This window comes from Marinihelvus fidelis (genome assembly GCF_008725655.1).
In the GTDB taxonomy this organism is placed as follows: Bacteria; Pseudomonadota; Gammaproteobacteria; order Xanthomonadales; family SZUA-36; genus Marinihelvus; species Marinihelvus fidelis.
In genome coordinates, this window is the sequence record NZ_VYXP01000006.1 from 221,159 (window position 1) to 246,073 (window position 24,915).

General features: G+C 66.0%; 27 protein-coding genes. 12 read left to right on the forward strand and 15 right to left on the reverse strand.

Features of this window, described 5'->3' with window-relative positions:
* Positions 1-27: 27 nt before the first annotated feature.
* Positions 28-942: a glycosyltransferase family protein gene (locus F3N42_RS11315; RefSeq protein WP_150864573.1), complete on the reverse strand. Its 915-nt coding sequence runs from the start codon at positions 940-942 to the stop codon at positions 28-30.
* Here F3N42_RS11315 and F3N42_RS11320 point away from each other — a divergent pair.
* Positions 917-2,044: a glycosyltransferase family 4 protein gene (locus tag F3N42_RS11320; RefSeq protein ID WP_150864574.1), complete on the forward strand. Its 1,128-nt coding sequence runs from the start codon at positions 917-919 to the stop codon at positions 2,042-2,044. The two genes, F3N42_RS11315 and F3N42_RS11320, sit on opposite strands and share 26 nt — an antisense overlap.
* Before the next feature lie 58 nt (positions 2,045-2,102).
* Positions 2,103-3,479: a leucyl aminopeptidase family protein gene (locus F3N42_RS11325; protein ID WP_150864575.1), complete on the forward strand. Its 1,377-nt coding sequence runs from the start codon at positions 2,103-2,105 to the stop codon at positions 3,477-3,479.
* On the opposite strand, the gene F3N42_RS11330 is transcribed toward F3N42_RS11325, so the two are convergent.
* On the reverse strand, positions 3,476-4,540 hold the full coding sequence (locus F3N42_RS11330; RefSeq protein ID WP_150864576.1) for a DUF3667 domain-containing protein: 1,065 nt from the start codon (positions 4,538-4,540) through the stop codon (positions 3,476-3,478). The two genes, F3N42_RS11325 and F3N42_RS11330, sit on opposite strands and share 4 nt — an antisense overlap.
* Complete coding sequence (locus F3N42_RS11335; protein WP_150864577.1) at positions 4,537-5,529, reverse strand: NAD-dependent epimerase/dehydratase family protein; 993 nt, start codon at positions 5,527-5,529, stop codon at positions 4,537-4,539. Before F3N42_RS11335 ends, F3N42_RS11330 begins: the two co-directional genes overlap by 4 nt.
* Positions 5,530-5,576: 47 nt before the next feature.
* Between F3N42_RS11335 and F3N42_RS11340 the strand changes: the two genes are divergently transcribed.
* On the forward strand, positions 5,577-6,965 hold the full coding sequence (locus tag F3N42_RS11340) for an MATE family efflux transporter (RefSeq protein ID WP_191621366.1): 1,389 nt from the start codon (positions 5,577-5,579) through the stop codon (positions 6,963-6,965).
* Here the strand turns inward: F3N42_RS11340 and F3N42_RS15770 are convergent.
* The 3 genes from F3N42_RS15770 to F3N42_RS11355 all read right to left on the reverse strand — a co-directional run bounded on the left by F3N42_RS15770 (position 6,943) and on the right by F3N42_RS11355 (position 9,499).
* The gene (locus F3N42_RS15770; protein ID WP_150864579.1) at positions 6,943-7,278 is read right to left on the reverse strand and encodes a PspC domain-containing protein; all 336 of its coding nucleotides are present in this window, start codon (positions 7,276-7,278) and stop codon (positions 6,943-6,945) included. The genes F3N42_RS11340 and F3N42_RS15770 overlap by 23 nt on opposite strands.
* Positions 7,275-7,997, reverse strand: coding sequence for a PspA/IM30 family protein (locus F3N42_RS11350; protein ID WP_150864580.1), 723 nt, complete (start codon positions 7,995-7,997; stop codon positions 7,275-7,277). The genes F3N42_RS15770 and F3N42_RS11350 overlap by 4 nt, the downstream gene beginning before the upstream one ends.
* A gap of 155 nt (positions 7,998-8,152) precedes the next feature.
* Positions 8,153-9,499 carry a Do family serine endopeptidase gene (locus F3N42_RS11355; RefSeq protein ID WP_150864581.1) on the reverse strand — a complete coding sequence of 449 codons (1,347 nt, stop codon included), beginning with the start codon at positions 9,497-9,499 and terminating at the stop codon, positions 8,153-8,155.
* A gap of 227 nt (positions 9,500-9,726) precedes the next feature.
* On the opposite strand from F3N42_RS11355, the gene F3N42_RS11360 reads away from it, so the two are divergent.
* Together F3N42_RS11360 and F3N42_RS11365 are read left to right on the forward strand one after the other, a co-directional pair.
* Positions 9,727-10,335 carry an HNH endonuclease gene (locus F3N42_RS11360; protein WP_150864582.1) on the forward strand — a complete coding sequence of 203 codons (609 nt, stop codon included), beginning with the start codon at positions 9,727-9,729 and terminating at the stop codon, positions 10,333-10,335.
* Between the two features lie 57 nt (positions 10,336-10,392).
* Positions 10,393-11,280: a 5'-3' exonuclease gene (locus F3N42_RS11365; protein WP_150864583.1), complete on the forward strand. Its 888-nt coding sequence runs from the start codon at positions 10,393-10,395 to the stop codon at positions 11,278-11,280.
* Between the two features lie 33 nt (positions 11,281-11,313).
* On the opposite strand, the gene F3N42_RS11370 is transcribed toward F3N42_RS11365, so the two are convergent.
* Positions 11,314-12,690: an SMP-30/gluconolactonase/LRE family protein gene (locus F3N42_RS11370; RefSeq protein WP_150864584.1), complete on the reverse strand. Its 1,377-nt coding sequence runs from the start codon at positions 12,688-12,690 to the stop codon at positions 11,314-11,316.
* Positions 12,691-12,804: 114 nt separating this feature from the next.
* On the opposite strand from F3N42_RS11370, the gene F3N42_RS11375 reads away from it, so the two are divergent.
* Positions 12,805-13,374 (forward strand): NUDIX hydrolase, encoded by a 570-nt coding sequence (locus tag F3N42_RS11375; protein WP_150864585.1) that lies wholly within the window; start codon positions 12,805-12,807, stop codon positions 13,372-13,374.
* Here F3N42_RS11375 and F3N42_RS11380 read toward each other — a convergent pair.
* Positions 13,334-13,738 (reverse strand): MAPEG family protein, encoded by a 405-nt coding sequence (locus tag F3N42_RS11380; protein ID WP_150864586.1) that lies wholly within the window; start codon positions 13,736-13,738, stop codon positions 13,334-13,336. The genes F3N42_RS11375 and F3N42_RS11380 overlap by 41 nt on opposite strands.
* Positions 13,739-13,864: 126 nt before the next feature.
* Between F3N42_RS11380 and F3N42_RS11385 the strand changes: the two genes are divergently transcribed.
* Positions 13,865-14,881 carry an isoaspartyl peptidase/L-asparaginase family protein gene (locus F3N42_RS11385; RefSeq protein WP_150864587.1) on the forward strand — a complete coding sequence of 339 codons (1,017 nt, stop codon included), beginning with the start codon at positions 13,865-13,867 and terminating at the stop codon, positions 14,879-14,881.
* Here F3N42_RS11385 and metF read toward each other — a convergent pair.
* The 3 genes from metF to metK all read right to left on the reverse strand — a co-directional run bounded on the left by metF (position 14,866) and on the right by metK (position 18,537).
* A complete protein-coding gene (gene metF / locus F3N42_RS11390) occupies positions 14,866-15,705 on the reverse strand; it encodes a methylenetetrahydrofolate reductase [NAD(P)H] (protein WP_150864588.1) in 840 nt (279 codons plus the stop codon). The genes F3N42_RS11385 and metF overlap by 16 nt on opposite strands.
* Positions 15,706-15,906: 201 nt before the next feature.
* The gene (gene ahcY, locus F3N42_RS11395; protein ID WP_150864589.1) at positions 15,907-17,337 is read right to left on the reverse strand and encodes an adenosylhomocysteinase; all 1,431 of its coding nucleotides are present in this window, start codon (positions 17,335-17,337) and stop codon (positions 15,907-15,909) included.
* A gap of 36 nt (positions 17,338-17,373) precedes the next feature.
* The gene (metK, locus tag F3N42_RS11400) at positions 17,374-18,537 is read right to left on the reverse strand and encodes a methionine adenosyltransferase (protein ID WP_150864590.1); all 1,164 of its coding nucleotides are present in this window, start codon (positions 18,535-18,537) and stop codon (positions 17,374-17,376) included.
* 138 nt (positions 18,538-18,675) lie between these two features.
* Between metK and trmB the strand changes: the two genes are divergently transcribed.
* Together trmB and F3N42_RS11410 are read left to right on the forward strand one after the other, a co-directional pair.
* Positions 18,676-19,377, forward strand: coding sequence for a tRNA (guanosine(46)-N7)-methyltransferase TrmB (gene trmB, locus F3N42_RS11405; protein ID WP_150864591.1), 702 nt, complete (start codon positions 18,676-18,678; stop codon positions 19,375-19,377).
* Positions 19,378-19,395: 18 nt separating this feature from the next.
* Positions 19,396-21,234 carry an SLC13 family permease gene (locus F3N42_RS11410; protein WP_191621367.1) on the forward strand — a complete coding sequence of 613 codons (1,839 nt, stop codon included), beginning with the start codon at positions 19,396-19,398 and terminating at the stop codon, positions 21,232-21,234.
* Between the two features lie 14 nt (positions 21,235-21,248).
* Here the strand turns inward: F3N42_RS11410 and F3N42_RS11415 are convergent, their stop codons facing one another.
* The gene (locus F3N42_RS11415; protein WP_150864592.1) at positions 21,249-21,587 is read right to left on the reverse strand and encodes a Rieske (2Fe-2S) protein; all 339 of its coding nucleotides are present in this window, start codon (positions 21,585-21,587) and stop codon (positions 21,249-21,251) included.
* A gap of 36 nt (positions 21,588-21,623) precedes the next feature.
* Here F3N42_RS11415 and F3N42_RS15635 point away from each other — a divergent pair, with 36 nt between their 5' ends.
* The 3 genes from F3N42_RS15635 to F3N42_RS11425 all read left to right on the forward strand — a co-directional run bounded on the left by F3N42_RS15635 (position 21,624) and on the right by F3N42_RS11425 (position 22,936).
* Positions 21,624-21,920 (forward strand): hypothetical protein, encoded by a 297-nt coding sequence (locus tag F3N42_RS15635; RefSeq protein ID WP_191621368.1) that lies wholly within the window; start codon positions 21,624-21,626, stop codon positions 21,918-21,920.
* 65 nt (positions 21,921-21,985) lie between these two features.
* Positions 21,986-22,420, forward strand: a complete 435-nt coding sequence (locus tag F3N42_RS11420; protein ID WP_191621369.1) for a CBS domain-containing protein — start codon at positions 21,986-21,988, stop codon at positions 22,418-22,420.
* 96 nt (positions 22,421-22,516) lie between these two features.
* Positions 22,517-22,936 carry a VOC family protein gene (locus F3N42_RS11425; RefSeq protein ID WP_150864593.1) on the forward strand — a complete coding sequence of 140 codons (420 nt, stop codon included), beginning with the start codon at positions 22,517-22,519 and terminating at the stop codon, positions 22,934-22,936.
* A 14-nt stretch (positions 22,937-22,950) separates the two neighbouring features.
* Here the strand turns inward: F3N42_RS11425 and F3N42_RS11430 are convergent, their stop codons facing one another.
* Genes F3N42_RS11430 through F3N42_RS11440 form a run of 3 tightly spaced genes read right to left on the reverse strand, consistent with a single transcriptional unit; the run spans position 22,951 to position 24,915 of the window.
* Positions 22,951-23,868: an aspartate carbamoyltransferase catalytic subunit gene (locus F3N42_RS11430; RefSeq protein ID WP_150864594.1), complete on the reverse strand. Its 918-nt coding sequence runs from the start codon at positions 23,866-23,868 to the stop codon at positions 22,951-22,953.
* A complete protein-coding gene (ruvX, locus tag F3N42_RS11435; RefSeq protein ID WP_150864595.1) occupies positions 23,868-24,347 on the reverse strand; it encodes a Holliday junction resolvase RuvX in 480 nt (159 codons plus the stop codon). Before ruvX ends, F3N42_RS11430 begins: the two co-directional genes overlap by 1 nt.
* Positions 24,340-24,915: a YqgE/AlgH family protein gene (locus F3N42_RS11440; protein WP_150864596.1), complete on the reverse strand. Its 576-nt coding sequence runs from the start codon at positions 24,913-24,915 to the stop codon at positions 24,340-24,342. Before F3N42_RS11440 ends, ruvX begins: the two co-directional genes overlap by 8 nt.

Below are 24,915 nucleotides of genomic sequence, written 5' to 3' on the forward strand. Positions count from 1 at the left end.
GCCGGGGTAGCGACAATGCGGCGGAGGTCATGCCCCGGGCTGGCCGTCCCAGGAGCGGATGAGCTGGAAATGGCGCTTGGAAAAGTCCCGGCCGGTGATCGCTTCCAGGCGCGCCAGCCAGCGATGTTTGCGCTCACGCGACGTCAGCCGGTGGTCCGGGTCGAACTCGAAGGACGGGTTGGCATGCGCGTCCAGCCAGTCGCTCATGATCGCGGGGTGCTCGCCCTCGAACACGCTGATCTGCTGCGGGTCGATCCGGCCGTAACCGGCGCCAAACGCCTGTTTTTCCGACCAGTACTGGTTACCAATGTCGGCCTTGGCCTGCACGTAGCGCGCGTGGCGCGCATTGCCATAGTGATAGATGGGGATATTCAGCGCGGCCGCCCTGGGGTAGCGGGTACGGCGCTTGTTTCGGCCACCGTGCCAGGTGCGATCACGGATCACCGCCCAGTACAGGCCGTCCGGTGCGATGGTTCGAATGCTGTTGCGAATGATCCGGCAGGCCTTGCGGTAGGCCTGCGAGGCATGGTGTACATGGCCTGCATCACCGTAGAAATGGATATAGTCAAACGCCAGCGCCTCCACCTCGCGGTCGTCCAGGTAGTGCGCCATCGCGGCCCGCAGCCGCGCCGTGTCGTCCTCGTGCAGGACTTCATCGCCCTCCAGGTAGAAGGCCCAGTCACCGGTGCAGTTGTACTGCGCGATCATCTTCTGCTGGCCGTAGACAAAACCGTGGCTGCGGCAGGCCTCGTTCCAGGTGGTCTCCACCAGGCGCAGTTTCGGCTCGTTCATGTCACGCAGGCACTGCAGGGTACCGTCGTCACCGCGGCCCACGGCGACGACAAATTCGTCGCAAACGGGCAGGGCCGAGCGGATGCTCTCGACGAAGGGATAACCCAGGCGGATACCGTCCCGGATGAAGCTGAATCCACTGACCTTCATGGCACGGATACATTACTATATTTCCATGCGAGTGGGCCTCGACATCAGCCAGGCGGTCAAGCGCCGTGGCCGCGGGATCGCCCGCTACATCCGACAGGTCGTGCCGGCGCTGGCGGCGTTGCCTCTGGACGGCCGGCTGGAGATTCGCGCCCACCGCTGGACCCGGCGCGCACTGGTCGCCGACCTGGCTCCGGACTGGCCCCGACACTGCTTGCTGCTGAACCGCGCGGGCCGTGAACTCGACCTGTTCCATGGCTTCGGTAATCACCTGCCCGGGCGTGGCCGCGTACCGCTCAGTTTCACCGTGCACGACGTCCGCGCGCTGGACCAGCCCGCCGGCTACGAAGGGCGCGAGCGGCTGATCCGGAACCTGGGGCGGGCGGACGGTGTGCTGTGCCTGACGCAATACGGCCGTGATCGCCTTCTGCACCATCATCCGGAGCTTGCCGACCGGCATGTCGCGGTGGTGCCGCACGGCGTTGACCACGGCGTGTTCAACCCCCGCCCTGTGGACGAGGCCCAAGCCACCACGCGACGCTATGGCCTGGACGCACCCTACCTGCTGCAACTGGGCAGCTGGTTTCCGCACAAGAACCTGGAACTGTCCATCCGCGCCTTCGCGGCCAGCCGCGCCCGTGGCGCCGGCCTGCGCCTGGCCTTCGTGGGCGGCGGTGCGCCCGATGCCTACCTGGCCCGCTTGCGCGAGCTCGCGGCGACCCTGGGCGTGGGCAACGACATCCACTGGGTTGAGCATGTGCCGGGCCCCGACCTGCCTGGCCTGCTTTCGGCCAGCCGTGCGCTGCTGCAACCGTCACGCTATGAAGGCTTCGCCCTGCCCATCCTCGAGGCCATGGCCTGCGGCACGCCTGGCGTGGTCTCGGATTCATCCTGCCTGCCGGAAGTCTCCGGCGGTTGCTGGCCGGTCGCGGGCCAGGATGACCCGGAAGCCTTCGCCGCGGCGATGGACCACGTGGCCCTGGATGGCCAGGCCCGAGACCAGGCCATCAGTGACGGCCTGGCCCATGCCGCCCACTACACCTGGGCGCGCTGCGCGAGCGAGACCGCCGCATTCTTCCGGGACACCCTGACGCGCGCGCGCTGACCCCTTTTTCCACCTCACGCGCTCACCTACACTGGGTGTCCACCAACAGGAACTGACCATGCCCTACCTTGCCGAGACCATTGACTTGCCGATTCGCCTGACTGCCGTTTCGCCGGACACATACGAGCAGTGGCTGGCCCAGGCCCCGGCCCATCACCGCGCCTGGCTGGACGCCCACGACTTTAGCTGCAAGGCCGGCAAGTGGGCCGCGCTGCCGTCAGTTGACGGCGGCATCGAGCAGGTGATTTTTGCCGACGCGGGTGACGCTTGGATCGACCGCCTGGCGCGGGCCGCCACCGGCCTGCCCGCCGGCGCCTACGCGCTGGACTGCGACTGGAGCGACGAACAGAAACGACAGGCCGCCCTGGGCTGGGGCCTGGCGCAGTACCGCTTCACGAAGTACAAGGACCGGCCGGAGCCGGAGGCGCGACTGGTGCTGGGTGAAGCACTCGAGCGGCAAACGCGGGCCATGCTCGACGCGCAGAACCTGGTGCGCGACCTGGTCAACACGCCCACCGAGGACATGGGTCCCGGCGACCTGGGCGCCGCGCTGGCCAGCCAGGCCCAGGCATTCGGCGCCAGCTTCTCGGTCATCGAAGGCGAGCAGTTGCTGGAGCAGAACTTCCCCGCCATCCACGCCGTCGGCCGCGCCGCCGCCCGTGCACCTCGGCTGCTGTCACTGGAGTGGGGCCGCGAAGGCGATCCCCTGGTGGTACTTGCTGGCAAGGGCGTGTGCTTCGATACCGGCGGCCTGGACATCAAGCCATCCAGCGGAATGATCCTGATGAAGAAGGACATGGGTGGCGCCGCGCACGTGATCGCGCTGGCGCGCCTGGTCATGCAGGCGGGCCTGCCCGTGCGGTTGCGGGTTCTGGTGCCGGCGGTCGAGAACGCCATCTCCGGCAACGCCTACCGGCCGGGCGACGTGATTCCCACCCGCAAGGGCCTGAGCGTGGAGATCGGCAATACCGACGCCGAGGGCCGCGTGGTGCTGTCCGACGCACTGGCACTGGCCTGCGAGCAGGCACCGGACCTGGTCATCGACTTCGCCACGCTGACCGGCGCGGCGCGGGTGGCCATGGGCCCCGATATCCCGCCCGTCTTCAGCAATCGCAAGGACGTCGCGCGCGGCCTGGTGGACGCCGGGGAAACCACCGAGGACCCGTTGTGGGAACTGCCGCTGTACAAGCCCTACCGCAAGCTGATCTCCAGCGACATCGCCGACGTCAATAACTCCGGCAAGACCGCTTTCGCAGGCGCTATCACCGCGGCCCTGTTCCTGGAGAAGTTCATCGACCCGGATATTCCCTGGGCGCATATCGACACTTTCGCCTGGAACCCCACCGGCCGCGCCGGCCGCCCCGCCGGCGGCGAGGCGCTGGGCCTGAGGGCCACGTTCGAATTCCTGCGCCAGCGTTACGCCACGACGGCCTAGAACATCAGGAAGCCCAACAGCGCGATGAACAGCGACACGGTGCTGGCCAGCACCGTGTAGGTGACCCAGACCAGCAGGCCCTTGAGCAGGGTCATGGGCCACGACTGCCGGTACACGGTCTTCAGCGACATCAGCAGGTAGACCGGCATCCAGCAGAACATCACGGCGCCCAGCACCGACGCGGCATGTGAACCCCAGGCCCCGGAGCCCAGCGCGTCGGAAATGGTGTCCAGCAACAACACCATGGACATGACCACGAACAGGAAGGCGTGGTTGTGCAACGACAGCACCAGGTGCTCGACGTAGTAGCGCCGGGCAAACAGGTACCAGAACTTCAGGATCAGCGCGAACACCGGCAGCAGCACGAACATGGTGCCGGGCAGCAGGTCCATGACCTCGCCGACAAACGCCCGCGGGTCATCGGCGATGTCCCTGGCCTTTCGCGGTGACTCGCCGATTTCCTCGTTGATCCAGTCATTCAGGCGTTGGGGCAGCAACGGAATCGCCACCGGGTTGGTCTCCGGGTCCCAGGGACGGTCATTGAACTGCAGGTTGGGAAACTCATCGGGCGGGTCCGGCGCGTCGGGCGTGATGTTGCCGGCCATGCCTTCCGCCATGACAACGGCGTTGTCCTCGATGGCCGCGACCGGGTCATCATCACCATTCGTGGTGATCTGGATCGGCACGAACGACAGGGCCGTGGCGACCAGGAAGAACAGGATGCTGGAGAACAGGTACAGCCGCAACGGCGGGGTGTAGCGGTAGCGACGGCCCTCGAGAAAATCGCGGGTCAGCCGGCCGGGGCGCAACAGCAGCGGCTTGACCGTGCGGGTGAAGCGCGAATCGAAATCGACGAAGTCTTCAAGGAACTCGCGGAGTAACACCGGGAAGAACCGCATGATGCGCCGGTCCGGCTGGCCGCAGTAGTGGCAGAACGGGCCGGCCAGCGCGGTGCCGCAGTTCAGGCAATCGGCGGAACCCGCGCGGCGCGACGGCGCCAGCGTGTAATGGCCGTCCGGGTCGGCCGGTGCGTTCGACAACTCGCCCGCGGTCTCGCTCATGTCAGCATCCCCTCTCTTCGCATCCACGCAATGGTATCGCCGAGCAGGGTGTCGATGGGCGTGAAACGGTAATTGAGCTCCGATTGAGCCAGTGATGAATCGCAGGTGGCGTGGTGGCAGATCATCGCCGCGGCCTGCGGCGTCAGGTCCGGCGCCTGGTCACCGAATGCGGCGCCCAGCACCCGTGCCCGTGCCACCGCCTTGAGCAGCCAGGCCGGTTTCGGCCGTCGCGGCACGTCACGGCCCAGCCGCCGGCCGACTTCGCGCACCAGGTCGATAAACGCCAGGTCCTCGCCGCCCAGCAGGTAGCGGTGCCCGCGGCGGCCCCGGTCGAACGCTGTCACGTGCGCGCGGGCCACTTCGCGGACATCGGCGAAGGCGCCGCCGCCGGGCGGCACACCCGGCAGGCTGCCGTCCGACACCATGCGGATCATGCGCGACCAGTTGTGCCGGTCACCCGGCCCCAGGATATGCGCCGGGTTGCACACCACGGCGTCCAGGCGGTCATGGCCGACCGCGCCCAGGACGATGTCCTCGGCCGCGCGCTTGCTACGGATGTAGTTAATCCAGGTGCCGGCGTCACTGCGCGGCGTGGTTTCATCCAGCACGCCGTGGACGAATCCCCAGGCGGAGAAGCTGGAGGTATGAACGAGTCGTTTTACGTGGGCGCAGATCGCGGCCTCGACGACGTTACGCGTTCCTTCGACATTGACCCGTGTCTGCCGCGCGTCATGCCGTGACCAGACGCTGGTGTCCGCGGCGGCGTGAAAGACCGCAGTGGTGCCCGGCTTCATCCCGGCCAGCAACGATGCCGGATCGGTCACGTCGCCGGTGTGCAACCCGGCGCCCTGCGCCGCCAGCTGGCGGGCCGCCCGGGTGTCGGGGTCACGCACCAGCACGGTGACGGTCCAGCCACCGGCCAGCAACTCGTGCGCGAGATGGCCACCGACGAAGCCGGTGCCACCGGTCAGGAAGGCATGTTGTCTCATTGGCGCGGGTGGCTCGGGTACAATTCGGCATGACTCCGGATCACGGCATGAATCATAGCACCCAGCCTGCCGGCCTCCGTTACGAGGTCGCGCGCACGTTGCAGCTGGCGGCGCCGGTGATGATCGGCCTGTTTGCCGGCTTCGCGATGAATTTTATCGACACGGTGATGGCCGGGCGCCTGCCCGAGCGTGAAGTGGCGATGGCCGCGCTGGCCACCGGCGGCGCGCTGTGGTCCGCCATGCTAATGATCGTCCTGGGGCTGCTGATGGCCGTACAGCCGGCGGTGGCGCAGCTCGACGGCGCCGGGCGCCGGGGCGAGGCCGGCGCGGTCACCCGCCAGGGCTTCTGGATCGCGCTGGTCATCAGTATTCCGTTCTTTGCGGTGATCTTCTTCGGCGGCCGCCTGCTCAGCCTGTTCCGGGTCGACGCCAGCATCATCCCGGTCGCCATCGATTACCTGCGCGCGCTGGCCTGGGGCGCGCCGATGATCACGATGATGCTGCTGCTGCGCTTCTACAGCGAAGGCTCGGGTCACACCCGGCCAACGATGTATATCGGCCTGCTGGGCGCGCTGCTGAACATCCCCGCCAACTGGATGCTGATGTTCGGCCACCTGGGCTTTCCGGCCATGGGTGCCCGTGGCACCGGTTTTGCGACCTCCAGCGTGCTGACACTGCAGGCGGTGGCGATGTTCATCTACGTCTACCGCCATTCGCACTACCGGCCATTTGCGCTGTTCGAGCGCTGGGACTGGCCGGACCTGGCCGAGATCCGCAGGCTGCTGGTGGTGGGCTGGCCGATTGCCGGCACGCTGTTCGTGGAAGGCAGCCTGTTTATCGCGGCGTCACTGATCATCGGCCAGCTGGGGCCGGTGCAGACGGCCTCGCACCTGGTGGCGATCAACTTTTCCGCGTTGCTGTTCATGATTCCGCTGGGGCTGGGCAGCGCCGTGACCACCCGCGTGGGCAACGCCCTGGGGCGCGGCGAGCCCGATGCCGCGCGCCACGCCGGCATGGTTGGGCTGGGTATCGTGCTGTGCACGCAGGCCATTTCGGCCACGCTGATGATCGTGTTCCCCGGCGCGATTGCCGCCATTTACACCGGCGATGCGGCCATCGCGGCGACGGCCGCCGGCCTGCTGTTCTACGCCGCCGTGTTCCAGTTCCCGGACGGTATCCAGGTGGTGTCGGCCGGCATCCTCCGGGGTTACAAGGACACGATGGTGCCGATGATCATCAACGTCATCGCCTACTGGGTCATCGGCCTGTCACTGGGCTACTGGCTGACCTTTGGCGGCGGCATGGGGCCCGCCGGCATGTGGGTCGGGATGATCGCCGGATTGAGCACCGGCGCCGTGTTGCTGTCGTTGCGTTTCATGAGGGTCAGCAGCCGGCACCGCCGGCCGCCGCCCGTTACTCCCGCTCCAGCGCCCTGAAGCGACGCTCGAGGTCGGCGATGCGCCGGCCCCGGGCCTCCAGGTTGGCCGCCGCCAGGCCGCCGGTATCATCGGGTGAGTCTTCCGGCTGCTCCGGGCCCGCTTCGGTGGCGGCGCCTTCACGGTTACGCCACCAGCCGAAGCCGACGGCGAGCGCCAGGTAGCCACCACCCACGACCAGTGGCTGCAGCAACAGCCCCACCACCGCCAGCAGGCGGATGGCCCAGACGTTCCAGCCCAGGCGGCGCGCCGCGGCGGCGCACAGCCCCGCCAGCAGCGCACCCTTGACGCGTTGTCCTGCCGTCACGCTCACGCCCCGGCATCCACCGGTGCGTCGGCCGCCTTCGCGGCGTTCGCCGGCCTGGCGGGTTTCAGGCGGGCCTTCAGCGCTTCGAGTTCGGACTCAACCACCGGGTCGGCCGGTGCGTCGGCGGCGGCCCAGGCAGGCGCCGATTCGTGGCCGATCTCGTAAGACCGCACGCGCGCTTCCAGGCGGTCGACCTGGTTCTGCAGCCGGTCGAAGCGACCCAGCGCGTCACGCACACGGCGCTCATTACGGCTGATCTGCCGCGGCGCGGGGCCGGCGGGCGCACCCGCGGGCACCGGGCGGGCCTGCATGGCTTTCAGGCGGGCGCGCGCCTCGTTGAGCTTGGACTTCAGCGTGCCCATGTCGGTTTCCAGCTGGGCCACGCGAACGGCCAGGTCCTCGCGATCGGCCTTGACCGTGTCGCGCCGGGCCTGGCACTCCGTACGCGCCTTGATCGCCGCACGCGCCAGGTCATCCCGGCCGGCAGTGACGGCACGCTCGGCACGCTCGCTCCATTCATTGATTTCTTCGCCCATGCGCTGGTCAGCACGCTCGAGCTGCTGCTGCTCTGCCAGCAATTCGGCCGTGGCCTGGCGGGCATCGTCGCCGGCTTCTTCCATTTCACGGATCAGGGCCCGCAGCAACTTCTCGGGGTTCTCGGCCTTTTCCAGCAAGGCGTTGAAGTTGGCAGCCATGACGTAACGCAGTCTTGAAAACGTACCCATGTAGGCAATCTCCTGTCTGGTTGAAAAGTACAACCGTACAGATGCAGATTTCGTGCCACCCCATGTTGTTGCGCTATTTCAACACCTTAGGCCATGACCCCGGCCGCACTACCAACGGGACGTGGTGAATTTGACCTACCGGTGGCGAGCGCCCTTCAGTCGATCCGGGCCACGTAGGCGCGGCCGTTGCGACGGATCTGCAGCAACAAAGCGCCCCTGGCCTGGGTCACGCCGGACGCCAGGTCATCCAGGTCGTCGACGCGACCGCGGTTAACCGCGTTGATGATGTCTCCCTCGCGCAGGCCCTCGTAGGCCAGCCGGCTACCTTCGGCCAGGCCCGAGATCACCACGCCGGACTGCCCCTGCGCCCGCGCACGGGCCGGCAGCGCCATGAACCGGGCGCCTGCCAGGCGCGCGTCGATATCTTCGCCAAGCAGCACCTGCGGTGGCTCGATCACCAGCGTGGCCTTGCGCTCTCCGCCTTCACGCAGGAAGGTCAGTGGAACACGCTCACCTACCGGCACCTGGCCCTCGGCATTCAGGAAGGACTGCGCGGACCTCACCGGCCGCTTCGCCACCGAGGCAATGACATCACCAGCCTGCAGGCCAGCCGTCTCCGCCGCGGAACCCGGCATCACCTCGGCCACCAGCACGCCCTGCCCAGCCTCCAGCCCGAAAGCCAGCGCCAGGTCGGGTGTCAGGTCCTGCACCACCAGCCCCAGCGAGCCGCGGCGAACCTCGCCATGCTCCACCAGTTGTTCCAGGACATAGCGCGCCATGCCCGAGGGAATGGCGAAGCCGATTCCGACATTGCCGCCGCTGGGCGTGAAGATGGCGCTGTTGATGCCCACCAGTTCACCACGGAGGTTGACCAGCGCGCCGCCGGAGTTGCCCGGGTTAATGGAGGCATCGGTCTGGATGAAATTCTGGAATTCGAGTCCACGAAGGCCGGCCCGGCCCAGTGCACTGACGATGCCCGAGGTGACCGTCTGCCCAAGCCCGAACGGGTTACCGACGGCGACGACGAAGTCGCCCACCTTCAACTGCTCCGAATCTGCCAGTGGCAGTGCCGTCAGGTTCTCCGCCGGCACCTGGATCACGGCCAGGTCGGTGTCCGGGTCGGCACCCACCAGGGTCGCGTCCAGGCTGCGGCCGTCCTGCAGGGTAACGGCAATATCGTCGGCGCCCTGGATGACGTGGTTGTTGGTCAGCACGTAGCCGTTCCCGGCATCGACAATCACACCCGAACCCAGGCTCTGCGACACCCGTTCGCGCGGCACATCGGGAATATTGAAGAAGCGGCGGAAGAAGGGGTCGTCCATCAGCGGGCTGCGGACCCGCACGCGGGTTCGCGTGTAGACGTTGACCACCGACGGCGTGACCTCCTCCAGGACCGGCGCCAGCGATGGCAGGGGTTGCCCGTCAACCGCGGCCGGCAGGGCCGCGTGTGCCCAGAAGGGCGCCAGGAGAGTAAGCAGTCCAACCCAAATCTTCTTCACGATGCAGTGCTCCGGATGACCTGTCTGTACTGCAGATATTCAGGCCCTCAGCCACGCTTTCAAGCCGGTCCGGGCCGTACGCCAGCGACAAGACAAAAGCGGAGAATCCTTGCTAAACCATGAAAAAAACGATATATAGCCATAAAACAGCAACAAAAGCACAATATGTTGTGTCAGCAACATGGGTGTTAACCGGCTTGTTGGATCAAGAGGATCTGGGGAATGATGTCATGAACCTCCAACTGCAGGTGCTGCGAACCGACGTCTCCGGCATGCCGCTGGAATGGATCGGGTACCAGGAGGCAGTGAGGCATATCAGCCTCGACCAGGTGAGTTACAGCCTGGGCCGAAAACTGTTCACCATCCACGGCGGCATCAATGCCCTCAGCGGCCGCCAGAGCACCATCGACGTCAACGCCATCATCGCCACCACTGGCCAGCACCCTCACAAGCACCTGTTCGAAGACGGCTACGTCCCCCCCCTGAGCAACAAGGCGCTGTTCCGGCGTGACCAGAGCCTGTGCCTGTACTGCGGCGACAAATTCCCCAACTACCTGCTGTCCCGCGACCACGTCTCGCCCATCACCCAGGGCGGCCAGGACACCTGGCAGAACGTGGTCACCGCCTGCAAGCGCTGCAACAACTACAAGGCCGGACGCACGCCCGAACAGGCCGGCATGGAGCTGCTGGCGATTCCGTTCACGCCCACGCACGCCGAATACATCTATTTGCAGGGGCGGCGCATCCTGGCCGACCAGATGGAGTTCCTGCTGGCGCACTTCCCGCGCACCAGCGTCCTTCGCAAGCGCGCCGAGGCCGGCGAGGCCCTGCTCGACTGAACCCGCAAGCCTTGCCCTGCCCCGGCAACACGCCGCCGGGATTGCTATGATTCGCCGATGACCCCCGAACCCGTCTACCTGGTCGATGCCAGCATCTACCTGTTCCGCGCCTGGTACTCAATGCCCGATGGTTTCGAGAACGCCCGTGGCGAGCCCACGAATGCCGTCTATGGCTTTACCGGGTTCCTGTGCAGCCTGCTCGAACAGACGGATTCGCCGCTGGTGGGCATCGCCTTCGACGTCTCGCTGACCACCAGCTTCCGCAACGAAATCTATCCCGAGTACAAGGCCAACCGCGAGCCGGCGCCGGTCGCGCTGAAGCGCCAGTTTGCCTGGGCGCGGGACATGGCCGAAGCCATGGGCCTGAAATGCTACGGGGATGAACGATTCGAGGCCGACGACATCATCGGCACGCTGGCCAGCTGCTGGAAGTCACGCGGCCACGCCATTCACGTCGTCACTGGTGACAAGGACCTGGCGCAACTGGTGGAAGATGGCGACACCTGGTGGGACTTCGCGCGCAACCGCCAACTGGGGTCCAGCGCCATCGCCGAGCACTTCGGCGTGCGCCCGGACCAGATCGCCGACTACCTGGCGCTCACCGGGGATGCGGTCGACAACATTCCGGGCGTACCCGGCATCGGCCCCAAGACCGCCGCGGCGCTGCTGGCGCACTTCGGCAGCCTGGACGCCATATGGTCACGGCTGGGTGAAATCCCGCACCTGAGCTTTCGCGGCGCCAAGACGCTGGCGCCCAAGCTGGAGTCCCACCGCGAAGCAGCCGACCTGGCACGCAGGCTCACAGGCATCGAACGGGCCGTACCTTCGGCGCTGGCGGACCCGGACGTCCGCCGCGTTGGACTGGATGAAGACCGCCTGAATACGCTGTTCGATGACCTGGCGTTTGGCGGCATGCTCAGGCAACGCTGCCTGGCCTGCGGCTGACCCGGTCTGCCCGGGTCGGCCGCGCACCGGCCGTCAGGAGTCGCCGGCGGCGTCGGCCTGCTGCTTGCGGTGCTCTTCCATGATTTTCTGCACCTCGTTCGAGATCAGTGACGGCGCGTTGTCGACATTGATTTTCGCCACCTGGACCGGCCCCTGCTCGCGGGCATTGGGCACCCAGTGGGAGTTGGCGAAGAACACCAGCTCGGCGCCTTTCATGGTGCCAAAATCCGGCAGGTTGAAGATATCCAGGGCGACGGCCAGCGGCGCGATATCGCCGATGGCGGTGCCGTCTTCGGTCAGCTGCAGGCGCATGATGCGCTGCGGCGTAATGCCATTCTGGATGACAACCAGGTGACCATCGCGGAAGAACAGCCCCTCGATGCCACCCAGGTTCAGGTTGTCAGCGCCTTGCACCTGGAAGGCCTTCTTGTCGGCCAGGTCGAGGCCCAGCAGGCCCATTTCATAATCGGCCACGTAGAGCTTGCTGCCGTCATCCGACAGCGCGATGCCACGCAGGCTGGTCATGCCGTGCGCGGCCAGGAATGAGCTGAGTTCTTCATCACCCGGTGACAGGCGGTAGATGACGGGCAACACGGAGTCGACCGCATAGATGTCACCACCGGGGGTCCGCACCATGCCGCCCAGGCGGCGCGGCTGCTTGTCCACGGGCACGGTATGGCGCGCGACGATCTCGAGCGTGTCCAGCGCCAGTTCGACGATCTCCGCCGGGCGCGCGTTGTCGGCGTCGTGGCCTTCACGCAGCTTGGTCGGGTTGCTGGTCAGCCAAAGGCGATTGGCCTGTTCGTCAACCAGCAGGCTGTAGATGCCCTGCAGCTGGTTGTCGGCATCGGCGGATACCAGCGTGCTGGCCTTGCCGTTGCTGTCGACCGCGAACACCGCACCCTTGCGCACATCGCTCACCAGCCACTGTTCGCGGCTGCTGTCCCAGGCGATGCCGGTGGGCAGCAGGATGTCTTCGGGCAGGGCGAACTCCACCTCGGCGCTGCCGGCGGGCTGGCCGGCACGAACCATCAGGTCGTTGACGTGATCGTAGACCTGGGTGCCACGGATGGCCTGGGTGGCTTCAGTGGAGTTGAAATCGAACGACAGGCCCTGCTGCTGCATGGCCAGCATCATCTCGTAAGCGGCCGGGCGGTCGCCCTCAAGCGCCGCGCCGATGACGACCCAGGACATGTACTCGTCGTTGTACGGGCGCATTTCGTGCAGCGCCGTGGCCACGCTGCGGAACGTGGCGGCATCGCCGCTGCTGTAGGCCTGCGCGGCACGCTGTCGCAGTTCGCTGACACTGACCGGCCGCTGCGCCGCCGAGGGCTGCGCGAACGCGGGCGCTGAAGACAACACGAGGCTGGCCGCGACGATGGCGGCGACGAATTTGATTCTGGCTGGCATAACGACTCCCATGGATTCCGCTGCTTTGAGCGGCAACCCGGAATTTGGTTCCCGAAACCCCCATTTTCAATGAAATCGTGGCGGCTTGTCACATTTCACCGCTACACTCGCGGCATGAGCACACCGGTCAGACACTTTCACGGCCGATACCTGGCCCTCGACGAACGCGGCAGCTGGGAATACGCCACCCGCGTGAATGCCCATGCCGTGGCGGTGATCGTGCCGGTGACGGAAGCCAACGAACTGGTCCTGGTCGAACAGTTTCGCGTGCCGGTGCAGTGCCGCACCATCGAGTTGCCGGCCGGCCTAGTCGGTGACGGCGCCGACCCCGACGAGCCCCTGGAGCCGGCCGCCCATCGCGAACTGCTGGAAGAAACCGGGTTTCGTGCCGCCACCATGCAACGCTTCCTGGACTGTCCCAGCAGCGCCGGCATGACCGACGAGGCCATCACCTTCTTCCTGGCCACCGGGCTGACCCGGGTCGCCGAAGGTGGTGGTGACGAGACCGAGGACATCACCGTCCACGTCGTGCCTCTCGAGGACATGGACGAATGGCTGGCGGCGCGCCTGCGCCAGGGCCTGATGCTGGACCCGAAACTCTATGCCGCGCTGTACTGGCTGGGCGACCGCCGCCGCGTGAACATCATCGCAGCAGCGTCCACGCCAGCACCTGCCAGAGATTGACCAGCGCCGCGAGCAGGATCACCAGCCAGGTCAGCCCGGTGCCCCAGAAGCGCCCGACGCTGATGCCGGACGAACCGGCCAGGCCCCAGGCGTGCAACAGCCGGCCCAGCAACAGCAGCCCACCCAGCAAATAGAGCCACCACGCACCGGGCGAGCCCGCCTCGGCCAGCAACAGTAGCAACAGGGCGATGGGCACATACTCGACGAAGTTCCCCTGCACGCGCATCGCCGACTCCAGCGCCGGCTGGTCACCATGACCGATACCCACACGGGTACGACGACGAACGCGGACAACGCGGTAGGAGAGCGCCAGCAACAACAGGCCCAGCAGGGCCGCGAACAGGCTGGTGACGGGGTACGACATGGCGATGTTCCTCGCTAGAAAGAGCCGCCGCCAGCTTAACAGCAGCGACGGTGCGAATCTCACGCTCGGTTGCTATTCTTCGCTTCACCCGGGCGCCACCGCCCTCACGGACCAGGAGAACAAATAATGACGACCGTGCGACAGGCCCGAAAACTGGTGCTTTCCCTGCTGCTCTTGCCCGCCCTGTGTGCCCACGCCAACCCCGGCAATGGGGTGGCGATCGCCATTCACGGCGGCGCCGGCACCATCAGCCGCGCGGAAATGACTGCGGAGCGTGAGGCCGCGTTCCGGGCCAAGCTGACCGAGGCCGTGACCGCCGGCCACCAGGTCCTGATTGAAGGCGGCGATGGCGTCGACGCGGTGCGCACGGCCATCAACATCCTGGAAGACTCGCCGTTGTTCAACGCCGGCAAGGGCGCCGTGTTCACGGCGGCGGGCACTAACGAACTGGACGCCTCGGTGATGGACGGCGCCACCCGCAACGCCGGCGCGGTTGCGGGCGTGAAACACATCCGCAACCCCATTGATCTCGCTATCAGCGTGATGAACGACTCCAAGCACGTGATGCTCTCCGGCGACGGCGCCGAGGCCTTCGCCCGCGAGCAGGGTTTCGAGATGATCGACCCGTCGTACTTCTACACCGAGCACCGCTGGAAGGCGCTGGAAAAGGCACGTGAAGGTGAACGTGACGCCGCGGCCTCGCTGGCCGAGCCGCCGAAGCAGACCTTCTTCTCCACCGTCGGCGCGGTGGCGCTGGACGCCAACGGCGACCTGGCCGCGGGCACGTCGACGGGCGGCATGACCAACAAGCGCTGGGGCCGCATCGGCGACTCACCGGTGATCGGCGCGGGCACTTTCGCCGACAACGCGTCCTGCGCCGTCAGCGCGACCGGGCACGGCGAGTTCTTCATCCGCTGGGTGGTGGCCTACGATATCTGCCAGCGGGTGGCGCACGGCGCATCCATGACCGAGGCGGCCGGGACGGTCATCAATGACGTGCTGGTGGAGGCCGGCGGCACCGGCGGCGTGATCAGCCTGGATGCCAACGGCGATATCGCCATGCCGTTCAATACCGAGGGCATGTATCGCGCCAGCATCGACACCGACGGCAAGCTGTACGTGGGGATTTACGGCGACGAGTGATCGCCGTTCAGGCGCTGCCAGATCTTCATCGTCGCGTTGGCGCGGTTGAGCGTGTAGAAATGCAGGCCGGGCGCGCCACCGGCGACCAGGTCCTCGCAGAGCTTCGTCACCACGTCCAGGCCGTAATCCCGGATGGCCGCGCCATCGTCGCCGAATGACTGCAGTTTCTCCGCCAGCGCGGCCGGAATCTTCGCACCGCAGCGGGCCGAAAAGCGCGCCAGCTGCGTGTAGTTCGTGATCGGCATGATGCCGGGGATGATCGGGATACTGATGCCCGCAGCGCGGCAGCGCTCGACAAACTCAAAGTAGGCGTCGGCGTTGAAGAAGTACTGCGTGATGGCCGCGTCCGCGCCCGCGTCAACCTTCTCTTTAAACCAGCGAATTTCGCTGTCCATGGACTCCGATTCCGGGTGGATCTCCGGATAGCAGCCCACTTCCACCGAGAACCGGCCGGGGTGGCGGTCGTGCACATGCGCCACCAGCTCGCTGGCGTAGCGGAACGGCGGCGTGAAGTCCGCGTCTTCCGGCCAGTCGCCGCGCAGCACCACCAGGCGGTCCACACCATCGGCGGCGTAGGTGTCCAGCAGCCTGTCGAGTACATCCAGGCTGGGCGCCATGCAGGAAATATGCGGCGCCACCGGCACGCCCGAACGCTCGATCAGGTCCAGCACCGTGCGATGCGTGGCTTCCTGCGTGGACCCACCGGCACCAAACGTCACCGACAGGTAGCCCGGCTCCAGCCGGGCCAGCTTCTGCCAGGTGCTCTGCAGCACCAGCTCCTGCTCCGCGTTACGCGGCGGAAAAAACTCGAATGAACACTTCATCGGGGTGACGCGTGACGCGTGACGCGTGACGGCGTAACACCGCCGCCGTGCGGGCGGGTGACCGCGCCGGCGGACCCTCGGCGGCAGGGATGCCGCCGAGGAGCGTACAGGGACGTATTCACAGCGGGTCCGCCGGGGCAGTCACCCGCCCGCACGGCCCGCGATGTCTTGAAGTCACGCGTCACGCGTCACCCGTCACCATCAGTAGCGGTAGTGATCGGGCTTGAACGGCCCATCCACTTCCACGCCGATGTACTTCGCCTGGTCATCGCTGAGCGTGGTCAGGTTCGCGCCGATGCGGTCCAGGTGCAGTTGCGCCACTTTCTCATCCAGGTGCTTGGGCAGCACGTAGACCTGGTTGTCGTACTGGTCGCCCTTCTGCCACAGTTCGATCTGCGCCAGCACCTGGTTGGTGAAGGAGTTGGACATGACGAAACTGGGGTGGCCGGTGGCGCAGCCCAGGTTCACCAGCCGGCCCTCAGCCAGCAGGATGATGCGGCGGCCTGACGGGAAGGTGATGTGATCCACCTGCGGCTTGATGTTCTCCCACTCGTACTTCTTGATGCCGGCGACATCAATCTCGTTATCGAAGTGGCCGATGTTGCAGACGATGGCTTCGTTCTTCATCGCCGCCATGTGGTCATGGGTGATGACGTTGTAGTTGCCCGTCGCAGTGACGAAGATGTCGGCCTGCGGGGCGGCGTCTTCCATGGTCACCACGCGGTAACCTTCCATCGCCGCCTGCAGCGCGCAGATCGGGTCGATTTCGGTCACCCACACGGTGGCGCCCAGGCCGCGCAGCGACTGCGCGCAGCCCTTGCCGACATCGCCGTAGCCGGCGACCACGGCGATCTTGCCGGCGATCATCACGTCGGTGGCGCGCTTGATGCCGTCCACCAGCGATTCGCGGCAGCCGTAGAGGTTGTCAAACTTGGACTTGGTCACCGAGTCATTGACGTTGATGGCCGGGAACGGCAGTTCGCCGGTCTTGGCCATCTGGTACAGGCGCTTGACGCCGGTGGTGGTTTCCTCGGTGACACCCTGGATGGCAGCCAGCGCCTTCGTGTACCAGCCCGGCTTGGTGTCCAGGCGCTTGCGGATGGCGTTGAACAGCGAGACCTCTTCCTCGCTGGCCGGGTTATCCAGCACCGACGGGTCGGACTCGGCCTTCATGCCCAGGTACAGCAGCAGCGTGGCGTCGCCACCGTCGTCCAGGATCATGTTGGCGAAGGTTTCCTCGCCGTTTTCGTCCTTCCACTCGAAGATGCGGTGGGTGAACTCCCAGTACTCGTCGAGGGTCTCGCCCTTGAACGCGAACACCGGGGTACCGCCGGCGGCAATCGCAGCGGCCGCGTGGTCCTGGGTGGAGTAGATGTTGCACGATGCCCAGCGCACCTCGGCGCCCAGCGCGACCAGGGTCTCGATCAGCACCGCGGTCTGGATGGTCATGTGCAGGCTGCCGGCGATGCGCGCGCCCTTCAGCGGCTGCTCGGCGGCGAACTCGTCGCGGATGGACACCAGGCCGGGCATTTCGGTTTCGGCGATGGCGATTTCGCGACGGCCCCAGTCGGCCTGGGACAAGTCGGCAACGTAATAGTCGTCGCTGCGAAGGTTTTCGATCACTGCGTTCATGTCAGTACTCCTGTATTCGTTGGTTGCGGCCGGGGCTCAGAGGCCGGCCAGTTCGCGAAGGGCGTCGGCGCGGTCGGTACGCTCCCAGCTGACGTCCAGGTCTTCGCGGCCCATGTGGCCGTAGGCGGCCAGCGGGCGGTAAATGGGCTTGATCAGGTCCAGAGACTGGATGATGCCGTACGGGCGCAGGTCGAACTCGCCGCGCACGATGGCCTCGATCTTCTCGACCGCGATCTTCTCGGTGCCGAAGGTCTCGACCGTGATCGAGGTCGGCTCGGCCACACCGATGGCGTAGGACACCTGGATCTCACAGCGGTCGGCCAGGCCGGCGGCGACGATGTTCTTGGCCACGTAGCGGCTGGCGTAGGCGGCGGAACGGTCCACCTTGGACGGGTCCTTGCCGGAGAACGCGCCACCGCCGTGACGGGCCATGCCGCCGTAGGTATCGACGATGATCTTGCGGCCGGTCAGGCCGGCGTCGCCCACGGGGCCGCCGATGACAAAGTTGCCGGTCGGGTTGATGTGGTACTTCACGTCACCCGTCAGCCATTCCGCCGGCAGCACCGGGTCGATGATCTCGGTGCGCACCAGTTCGTGCAGGTCTTTCGCGCTGATGTCCGGGGAATGCTGGGTCGACAGCACCACCGCCTCGATGCCCACCGGGCGGCCGTCTTCGTAACGGAAGGTCACCTGGCTCTTGGCGTCCGGGCGCAGGTACTTCTGGCCGTCAGCATTGTTCCGGCGCACCCAGGCCTGGCGCTTCACCAGCTCGTGCGAGTAGTGAATCGGCGCCGGCATCAGCACGTCGGTTTCGTTGGTGGCGTAGCCAAACATCAGGCCCTGGTCGCCGGCGCCCTGGTTTTCCGGGTCGTCACGGTCAACGCCCTGGGCGATGTCGGAGGACTGCTTGCCGATGATGTTCACAACGCCACAGGTGTGGCCGTCGAAGCCGATGTCCGAGGAGTCGTAGCCGATTTCGACGATGACTTCGCGGATCAGCTTTTCCAGGTCCACCCAGGCGGAGGTGGAAATTTCGCCGCCGACGATGGCGACACCGGTCTTGATGAAGGTCTCGCAGGCGACACGGGCACGCGGATCCTCTTTCAGGATCTCGTCCAGGATGGCGTCGGAAATCTGGTCAGCGACCTTGTCCGGGTGGCCTTCAGAGACGGATTCGGAAGTGAACTGGTAAGCACTCATGGGCATGTTCTCCAGGGCATATATCTTTCTATGCAGATTAAGAGATATATTCTAGTCCACGCGTCAGTAAATTGCACCCCCCCGACAACATTGACTGACATCGCCACCCACGGCGGAGGCTGAGATACAATTTCAACCATGCAGGGGGACCTTCCAGATAAACCACGCCGTGGTATCCGCAGCTTCGTACTGCGCGCCGGCAGGCTGACCACGGGCCAGCAGCGCGCGCTCGACGAGCTCTACCCGGAGTTTGGCGTTGATGACGGCGACGCGGCGCTTGACCTCGCCACGCTGTTTGGTCGTGACGCACCCACGGTGATTGAAATCGGCTTTGGTAATGGCGATGCCACCTGGCGCATGGCCGAGGCAGAACCGGAAAAGAACTTCCTGGCCATCGAGGTCCACCCGCCCGGCGTCGGCCGCCTGTTGCAGGAAGTCCAGGCCCGCGACATCGGCAACATCCGCGTGGCCATGACCGATGCCGTCGCCCTGCTCCAGGACCGGGTCGCCGACGGCAGCCTGGCCGGTGTGCGGATCTATTTTCCCGACCCCTGGCACAAGAAACGGCATCACAAGCGCCGCATCATCCAGCCTGGGTTCACCGCCCTGCTGGCGCGCAAGCTGGCCCCAGGCGGCATCCTGCACCTGGCCACGGACTGGGTGCCCTACTCCGAGCACATGCTGGAGGTACTGGACGCCGAGCCACTGCTGGAGAACAGAAACCCGGACGGCGGCTTCAGCCCCCAGCCCGAATGGCGCCCCAATACCAAGTACGAGCGCCGTGGCGACCGCCTGGGCCACGAGACCCGCGACCTGGTCTTCCGGCGCACGGACACCTGACCCCGGGGCGCGGCGGCAATGGAAACCGGCCTGACGCTGACCACGGACATGATGCTGGTTCTGGCCGTGCTGGTCGCCACCATCGGCCTGTTCGTCTTCGAAGTGCTGCGCGTCGACGTGGTGGCCATCACGGTGATGGTGCTGCTGGGTGTACTGGGGCTGGTTCCTGCCTCGCAACTTTTCGACGGCTTCGCCTCCAATGCCGTGATCTCGATCATCGCGGTGATGATCCTGGGCGCCGGGCTGGACCGAACCGGGGTCATGACCCTGGTCGCGCAATGGATCCTGAAAGTCGGCGGCAAAACGGCCACACGGATCATTCCACTGGTCTCAGGCATCGTCGGCATCATTTCCGGCGTCATGCAGAATGTCGGCGCAACGGCGCTGTTCATGCCGGTGGTATCGAAAATCTCGTCGCGCACCGCCATTCCGCTGTCGAAGCTGCTGATGCCGATGGGCTTCTGCGCCATCATGGGTGGCACCATGACCATGGTCGGCTCATCACCGCTGATCCTGCTGAATGACCTGATCCAGAACGCCAATGACTCGTTGCCGGCCGGGGCCGAATCACTGCGCACCTTCGACCTGTTCGATGTCACGCCGGTAGGCCTGGCGTTACTGGCTTCGGGAATCCTGTATTTCCTGCTGCTGGGCCGCTGGCTGCTGCCCGTGCACGAGATACCGTCCCACGGCGCACCGGCCCGGACCAGCGCCTATTTCGCCGAGACCTATGGCATCGAGGGCGAAGTCTACGAACTGCTGGTCACTGTCGACAGCCCGATGGTCGGCATGTCGGTGGGCGATGCCGAGGCCTTGCCCGGCGCGCCGCGCATGCTGGGCATCCGCAACACCGATGCACCACGCATGGCGCCGCCCGTGGACGAAATGATCTGGGTGGGCACGGTGCTGGGGGTCATGGGCAAACGCGGGCAGGTGGGCCAGTTCGCGCTCGATAACCAGTGCCGGGTCAACCCGGCGCTGCGCACCTTCGGTGGCCTGTTCAACCCGTCGCGCGCGGGCATTTCCGAGGTCGTGATCCCGCCCGGCTCACGCCTGGTCGGCCAGTCGGTAGGCGAGGCGCGGCTGCGCAAGCGCTACGGCATCAGCGTGCTGGCGATCAACCGACGCGGCGAGATCATCACCGACCATGTGCGCGAACAGACCATGGAAACCGGCGACTGCCTGGTCAGCCACAGCACCTGGCGCGACCTGGCCGCGGTGGCCTCGGAGCGGGACTTCATCGTCGCCACGGACATTCCCAAGGAGGAGCAGCGGCCGCAGAAAGTTGCCCATGCCCTGCTGTTCTTCGCGCTGTCGATGTCGATGATCGTGTTCACCGACTTCCGCCTGGCCATCTGCCTGCTGGTCGGCGCGCTGGGCATGGTGTTGACCGGCGTGGTCAGCATGGACGAGGCCTATGGCTCGGTCAGCTGGAAGACGGTTTTCCTGGTCGCCAGCCTGATCCCGCTGGGCCAGGCCATGGAACTGACCGGGACAGCCGCGTGGATCGCCCAGGAGGCGCTGCGGCTGCTGGGCCACATGCCGGCGCTCGCCATCCAGGTGATGCTGGCGCTGCTGGCGACGGTGTTCTCACTGGTGATGTCGAATGTCGGCGCCACCACCATCCTGGTGCCCATCGCCATCAGTATCGCGCTGGCCACCGGCGCCAACCCGGTCATGTACGCGCTGATTATCGCGCTCTCCACATCCAATGCCTTCATCCTGCCTACGCACCAGGTGAACGCGCTGATCATGGGCCCTGGTGGTTACCGCGTGAAGGATTTCGTCCGCGCCGGCTCCGGTATGTCGGTGGTGTTCCTGGTGGTGATGCTGACGGTCGTGAACCTTATGTTCTGACCGCGCGGGCGGTGTCAGGCCGCTGGCTGCGCCGCGAAGACCTCGCCACCGCGCACGTCAATGGCCACCGGCGTAAGTGACGCGCCACGGCATGGCCCCTCGACACACTCCCCGGTCCCCGTGATAAACAGGGCGCCGTGATGCGGACACACCAGTCGGCCCTGGTTGTCGTACAGGAACTCACCCGGCGCCCAGCTCAGGCTGCGGCCCATGTGCGGGCAGACATTCGCCCAGGCGCGGACGTCACCATCGACCATCACCACCAGAACGTGGCGCAGAACATCCCCGGCCTGCAGGCTGCACTCCAGCCCCATGGCCGGGTCGATGTCATCCAGGTCGCAGAGCTTTTGCATTTGCCTTATCCGGTGTCTGCCCCCACATTTGCGGGCATGCCAGTTTACATCACACCCCCGCCAGGCAACGGCCTGACCCGCGTGCTCGCCGTCATCATCGGCGTGCTGGCCCTGGCCGCGTTTTTCTTCGTCGGGCTGGTCGCCCTGGTGATCGTCGTCGGTGTCGGCCTGGTGCTTGGGATCGTCGCGTGGGTGCGCCAGCGTTTCTTCGCGCCGGCCAGCCCGAAATCCACATCCGGCCAGGCGCCGGGGTCGCGTTCCCGGGCCGATGTCATCGACGCCGAGTACTCCGTGGTTTCGCGAGAGAAAGGTGAGCGCGGCGACGCCGATTGAAGCCGCGTTGTTTTTCCGTCGCATCGGGCTAAACTTGGATTAAGCCGAACCAAGCTCAAGTGACGATGAAATCGGTAGCCGAAATCCTTGACCAGAAGGGCGCCATGGTGCTCTGCCTGGACCAGAACGAATCCGTGTTCGACGCCATCAGCCTGATGGCCGACGTCAATATCGGCGCCGTGCTGGTCAAGAAACAGAACGCCATTGCCGGCATCTTCACCGAGCGCGACTACCTGCAGAAAGTCGCGCTCAGGTCACGCGCCTCGCGCGATACGGCCCTGCTTGAAGTCATGACCTCGCCGGTCATCACGGCCTCGCCGGACGACACCATCCAGCAATGCCTGGAAACCATGACCAACTGTCGCTGCCGTCACCTGCCGGTCGTCGGTAACGGTGAGCTGCTCGGCATCCTGTCGATCGGCGACCTGGTCAAGTCCCTGCTCGACGACAAGCAGGCGGAAATCGACCAGCTCAGTCATTACATCGCCGGCTCCTACTGAATCCCGCCTGTTCCTTCGCGCAAACCCGCCAGGACCCTGCCCCGGCCGGGCCGGCGTTGTAGAATGCCCGGCTCGCGCAACAACGGAACACACCGAATGAAATACCTGCACACGATGGTCCGGGTCAGTGACCTGGGTGCCTCACTGGCGTTTTACTGCGACCTGCTTGGCCTGGAAGAACAACGCCGCAAGGACTTCCCCGGCGGCCGCTTCACGCTGGTTTTCCTGGGTGCCCCCGGCAACCCCGAATCCCAGGTCGAGCTCACGCACAACTGGGACCCGGAGGAGTACACCGGCGGCCGCAATTTCGGCCACCTGGCCTACGAGGTCGACGATATCTACGCGCTGTGCCAGAAACTCGCGGATGCTGGCGTGACCATTAACCGCCCGCCGCGTGAAGGCCGGATGGCGTTCGTACGCTCACCGGATGGCATTTCGATTGAATTGCTGCAGGCCGGTGAACCGCTTCCGGAAAGCGAACCCTGGGCATCGATGCCCAATACCGGGGAGTGGTAAACCGCGGCGGCGCTTTAATCGGCGCCGCGCAGCCCCAGCAGGTGTGACAGCACGGCCATCCGAACCCAGACGCCGTTGCTGACCTGCTCGCGGATGACTGAACGCGGGCCGTCGGCGACTTCCGAGTCGATCTCGACACCGCGGTTCATCGGGCCGGGATGCATGACGATGCACCCGGGCGCCGCCAGGGCCAGCCTTTTGTTGGTCAGGCCCCAGTGGCGGTGGTAGTCCTGGCCGTCGGGCGCGTCCATCGCGCCCAGGCGCTCGTGCTGGATGCGCAGCATCATGACGGCGTCGACGCCTTCGAGCGCGGCGTCGAAATCCTCGAACACTCGAACGCCTTCGGTGACCAGGCTGCCAGCCATCAACTCACGAGGCGCGCACAGGCGGATTTCGCCCACGCCCAATTTCTTCATCAGTGCCACGTCAGAACTGGTGACCCGTGAGTGATGCAGGTCACCCGCGACCAGCACCACGCGATTCTCAAGGTCCGGCAGGTGCCGGCGCAGCGTAAACAGGTCCAGCAGGGCCTGGGTCGGGTGCGCGCGGCTGCCATCACCGGCATTGACGATATGCAGGCGGGGCTCGGCCACCGACGTCAGCTCACCCAGGGCGCCGTTGGTCGGGTGGCGGATGGCGATGCAATCCGGCCCCATCGCCTGCAGGCTAAGGAAGGTGTCCTGCAGCGTCTCGCCCTTGCGCACGGAACTGTCGCTGGCCGCGACATTGATCACGCGCAGGCCCAGTCGCATGGCCGCCAGCTCGAACGACACGCGGGTGCGGGTACTGGGCTCGTAGAACAGGTTGATCATGACCCGGTCGCGACCGGCGTGCTGGTAGCGCTGCGGATCGTCAGCAATGTCCGAGGCCCGCGCCAGGATGGCCTCGAGGTCGTCCACGGACGTGGACGTGATATCGATCAGGTGTTGCATCAGTCAGTTTCCGAAACGTTGCCCGCACGGGTGGCCGCGGGGCTGGTCAGCCAGTTTTCCAGAATGATACCCGCGGCGACGGCGTCGAGCATGGCGGCATCGCGCCGGCGGGCCCTGCCGTCGGCCCGGCGGGCGGCAAAACCGGCTTCCGCGGCCTGGGACGTCAGTCGCTCATCGCAGTAAAACACGGGTTTGCCGGCCCGCTCACCCAGGGCTGCGCCAAAGGCGCGCGCGGCCTTCGACATGTCCGTGTCGTCGCCTTCAATTCCCAGCGGCAGGCCAACGACCAGCCCGGCCGGACGCCATTCTTTCAGCAGCTTGTCGATGGCGGCCCAGTCGGGCGCGTCGGTGTGCCGGACAACGGCCAGCGGGCTGGCGGTACGGGTCATGGTCTGGCCCACGGCCACGCCAATGCGGCGGAAACCGAAATCAAACCCGAGCAGGGTGCCCTGTGGCGGCGCCTCGCCGGTTTCAGGCATGTCCGCCGACGTCGTGAAGATGGGAGATGTCCACGCCCAGGTTACCCACCGCCTTGCCCCATCGCTCCGGCAACGGCGCGTCGAAGACGATGGCGCTGTCGACCGGCACGGACAGCCAGGCGTTTTCGCGCATCTCGGTTTCCAGCTGGCCGTCGGCCCAGCCGGCGTAACCCAGTGCCAGCACGTACCGCTCCGGCCCTTCGCCTTCGGCAATGGCCGCCAGCACGTCGCGTGACGTGGTCACCATGATGTCGTCATTGATTAGCATGCTGGATTCATAACCATCAACTGGCGTGTGCAGGACGAAGCCGCGGTCCCGGTGCACCGGGCCGCCTTCCAGCACGATGCGCCCACGCACCTGGTCGTCCTCGCAGTCCAGCTTCATCTGCTCAAACACTTCGCCCAGGTTGAAGCCCGACTCGCGGTTGACGGTAATGCCGATCGCGCCCTCGCTGTTGTGCTGGCAGACCAGGGTCACGGTGCGGGTGAAATGGGGATCCTCAAGACCGGGCATCGCGATCAGCATCTGCTGGTCGAGATACCCCTTGGTGGCGTCGATGTCGCTCAT

Coding starts and splice junctions, on each gene's coding strand:
- metK (WP_150864590.1), bottom strand. CDS start 18,537: ATGAGTGCTTACCAGTTCACTTCCGAATCCGTCTCTGAAGGCCACCCG.
- F3N42_RS11440 (WP_150864596.1), bottom strand. CDS start 24,915: ATGAGCGACATCGACGCCACCAAGGGGTATCTCGACCAGCAGATGCTG.
- F3N42_RS11325 (WP_150864575.1), top strand. CDS start 2,103: ATGCCCTACCTTGCCGAGACCATTGACTTGCCGATTCGCCTGACTGCC.
- F3N42_RS11430 (WP_150864594.1), bottom strand. CDS start 23,868: ATGCAACACCTGATCGATATCACGTCCACGTCCGTGGACGACCTCGAG.
- F3N42_RS11425 (WP_150864593.1), top strand. CDS start 22,517: ATGAAATACCTGCACACGATGGTCCGGGTCAGTGACCTGGGTGCCTCA.
- trmB (WP_150864591.1), top strand. CDS start 18,676: ATGCAGGGGGACCTTCCAGATAAACCACGCCGTGGTATCCGCAGCTTC.
- F3N42_RS11365 (WP_150864583.1), top strand. CDS start 10,393: ATGACCCCCGAACCCGTCTACCTGGTCGATGCCAGCATCTACCTGTTC.
- ruvX (WP_150864595.1), bottom strand. CDS start 24,347: ATGCCTGAAACCGGCGAGGCGCCGCCACAGGGCACCCTGCTCGGGTTT.
- F3N42_RS11360 (WP_150864582.1), top strand. CDS start 9,727: ATGAACCTCCAACTGCAGGTGCTGCGAACCGACGTCTCCGGCATGCCG.
- F3N42_RS11335 (WP_150864577.1), bottom strand. CDS start 5,529: ATGAGACAACATGCCTTCCTGACCGGTGGCACCGGCTTCGTCGGTGGC.
- F3N42_RS11415 (WP_150864592.1), bottom strand. CDS start 21,587: ATGCAAAAGCTCTGCGACCTGGATGACATCGACCCGGCCATGGGGCTG.
- F3N42_RS11320 (WP_150864574.1), top strand. CDS start 917: ATGAAGCTGAATCCACTGACCTTCATGGCACGGATACATTACTATATT.
- F3N42_RS11350 (WP_150864580.1), bottom strand. CDS start 7,997: ATGGGTACGTTTTCAAGACTGCGTTACGTCATGGCTGCCAACTTCAAC.
- F3N42_RS11385 (WP_150864587.1), top strand. CDS start 13,865: ATGACGACCGTGCGACAGGCCCGAAAACTGGTGCTTTCCCTGCTGCTC.
- F3N42_RS11380 (WP_150864586.1), bottom strand. CDS start 13,738: ATGTCGTACCCCGTCACCAGCCTGTTCGCGGCCCTGCTGGGCCTGTTG.
- F3N42_RS11330 (WP_150864576.1), bottom strand. CDS start 4,540: ATGAGCGAGACCGCGGGCGAGTTGTCGAACGCACCGGCCGACCCGGAC.
- F3N42_RS11375 (WP_150864585.1), top strand. CDS start 12,805: ATGAGCACACCGGTCAGACACTTTCACGGCCGATACCTGGCCCTCGAC.
- F3N42_RS11410 (WP_191621367.1), top strand. CDS start 19,396: ATGGAAACCGGCCTGACGCTGACCACGGACATGATGCTGGTTCTGGCC.
- ahcY (WP_150864589.1), bottom strand. CDS start 17,337: ATGAACGCAGTGATCGAAAACCTTCGCAGCGACGACTATTACGTTGCC.
- F3N42_RS11340 (WP_191621366.1), top strand. CDS start 5,577: ATGAATCATAGCACCCAGCCTGCCGGCCTCCGTTACGAGGTCGCGCGC.
- metF (WP_150864588.1), bottom strand. CDS start 15,705: ATGAAGTGTTCATTCGAGTTTTTTCCGCCGCGTAACGCGGAGCAGGAG.
- F3N42_RS11370 (WP_150864584.1), bottom strand. CDS start 12,690: ATGCCAGCCAGAATCAAATTCGTCGCCGCCATCGTCGCGGCCAGCCTC.
- F3N42_RS15635 (WP_191621368.1), top strand. CDS start 21,624: ATGCCAGTTTACATCACACCCCCGCCAGGCAACGGCCTGACCCGCGTG.
- F3N42_RS11420 (WP_191621369.1), top strand. CDS start 21,986: ATGAAATCGGTAGCCGAAATCCTTGACCAGAAGGGCGCCATGGTGCTC.
- F3N42_RS11315 (WP_150864573.1), bottom strand. CDS start 942: ATGAAGGTCAGTGGATTCAGCTTCATCCGGGACGGTATCCGCCTGGGT.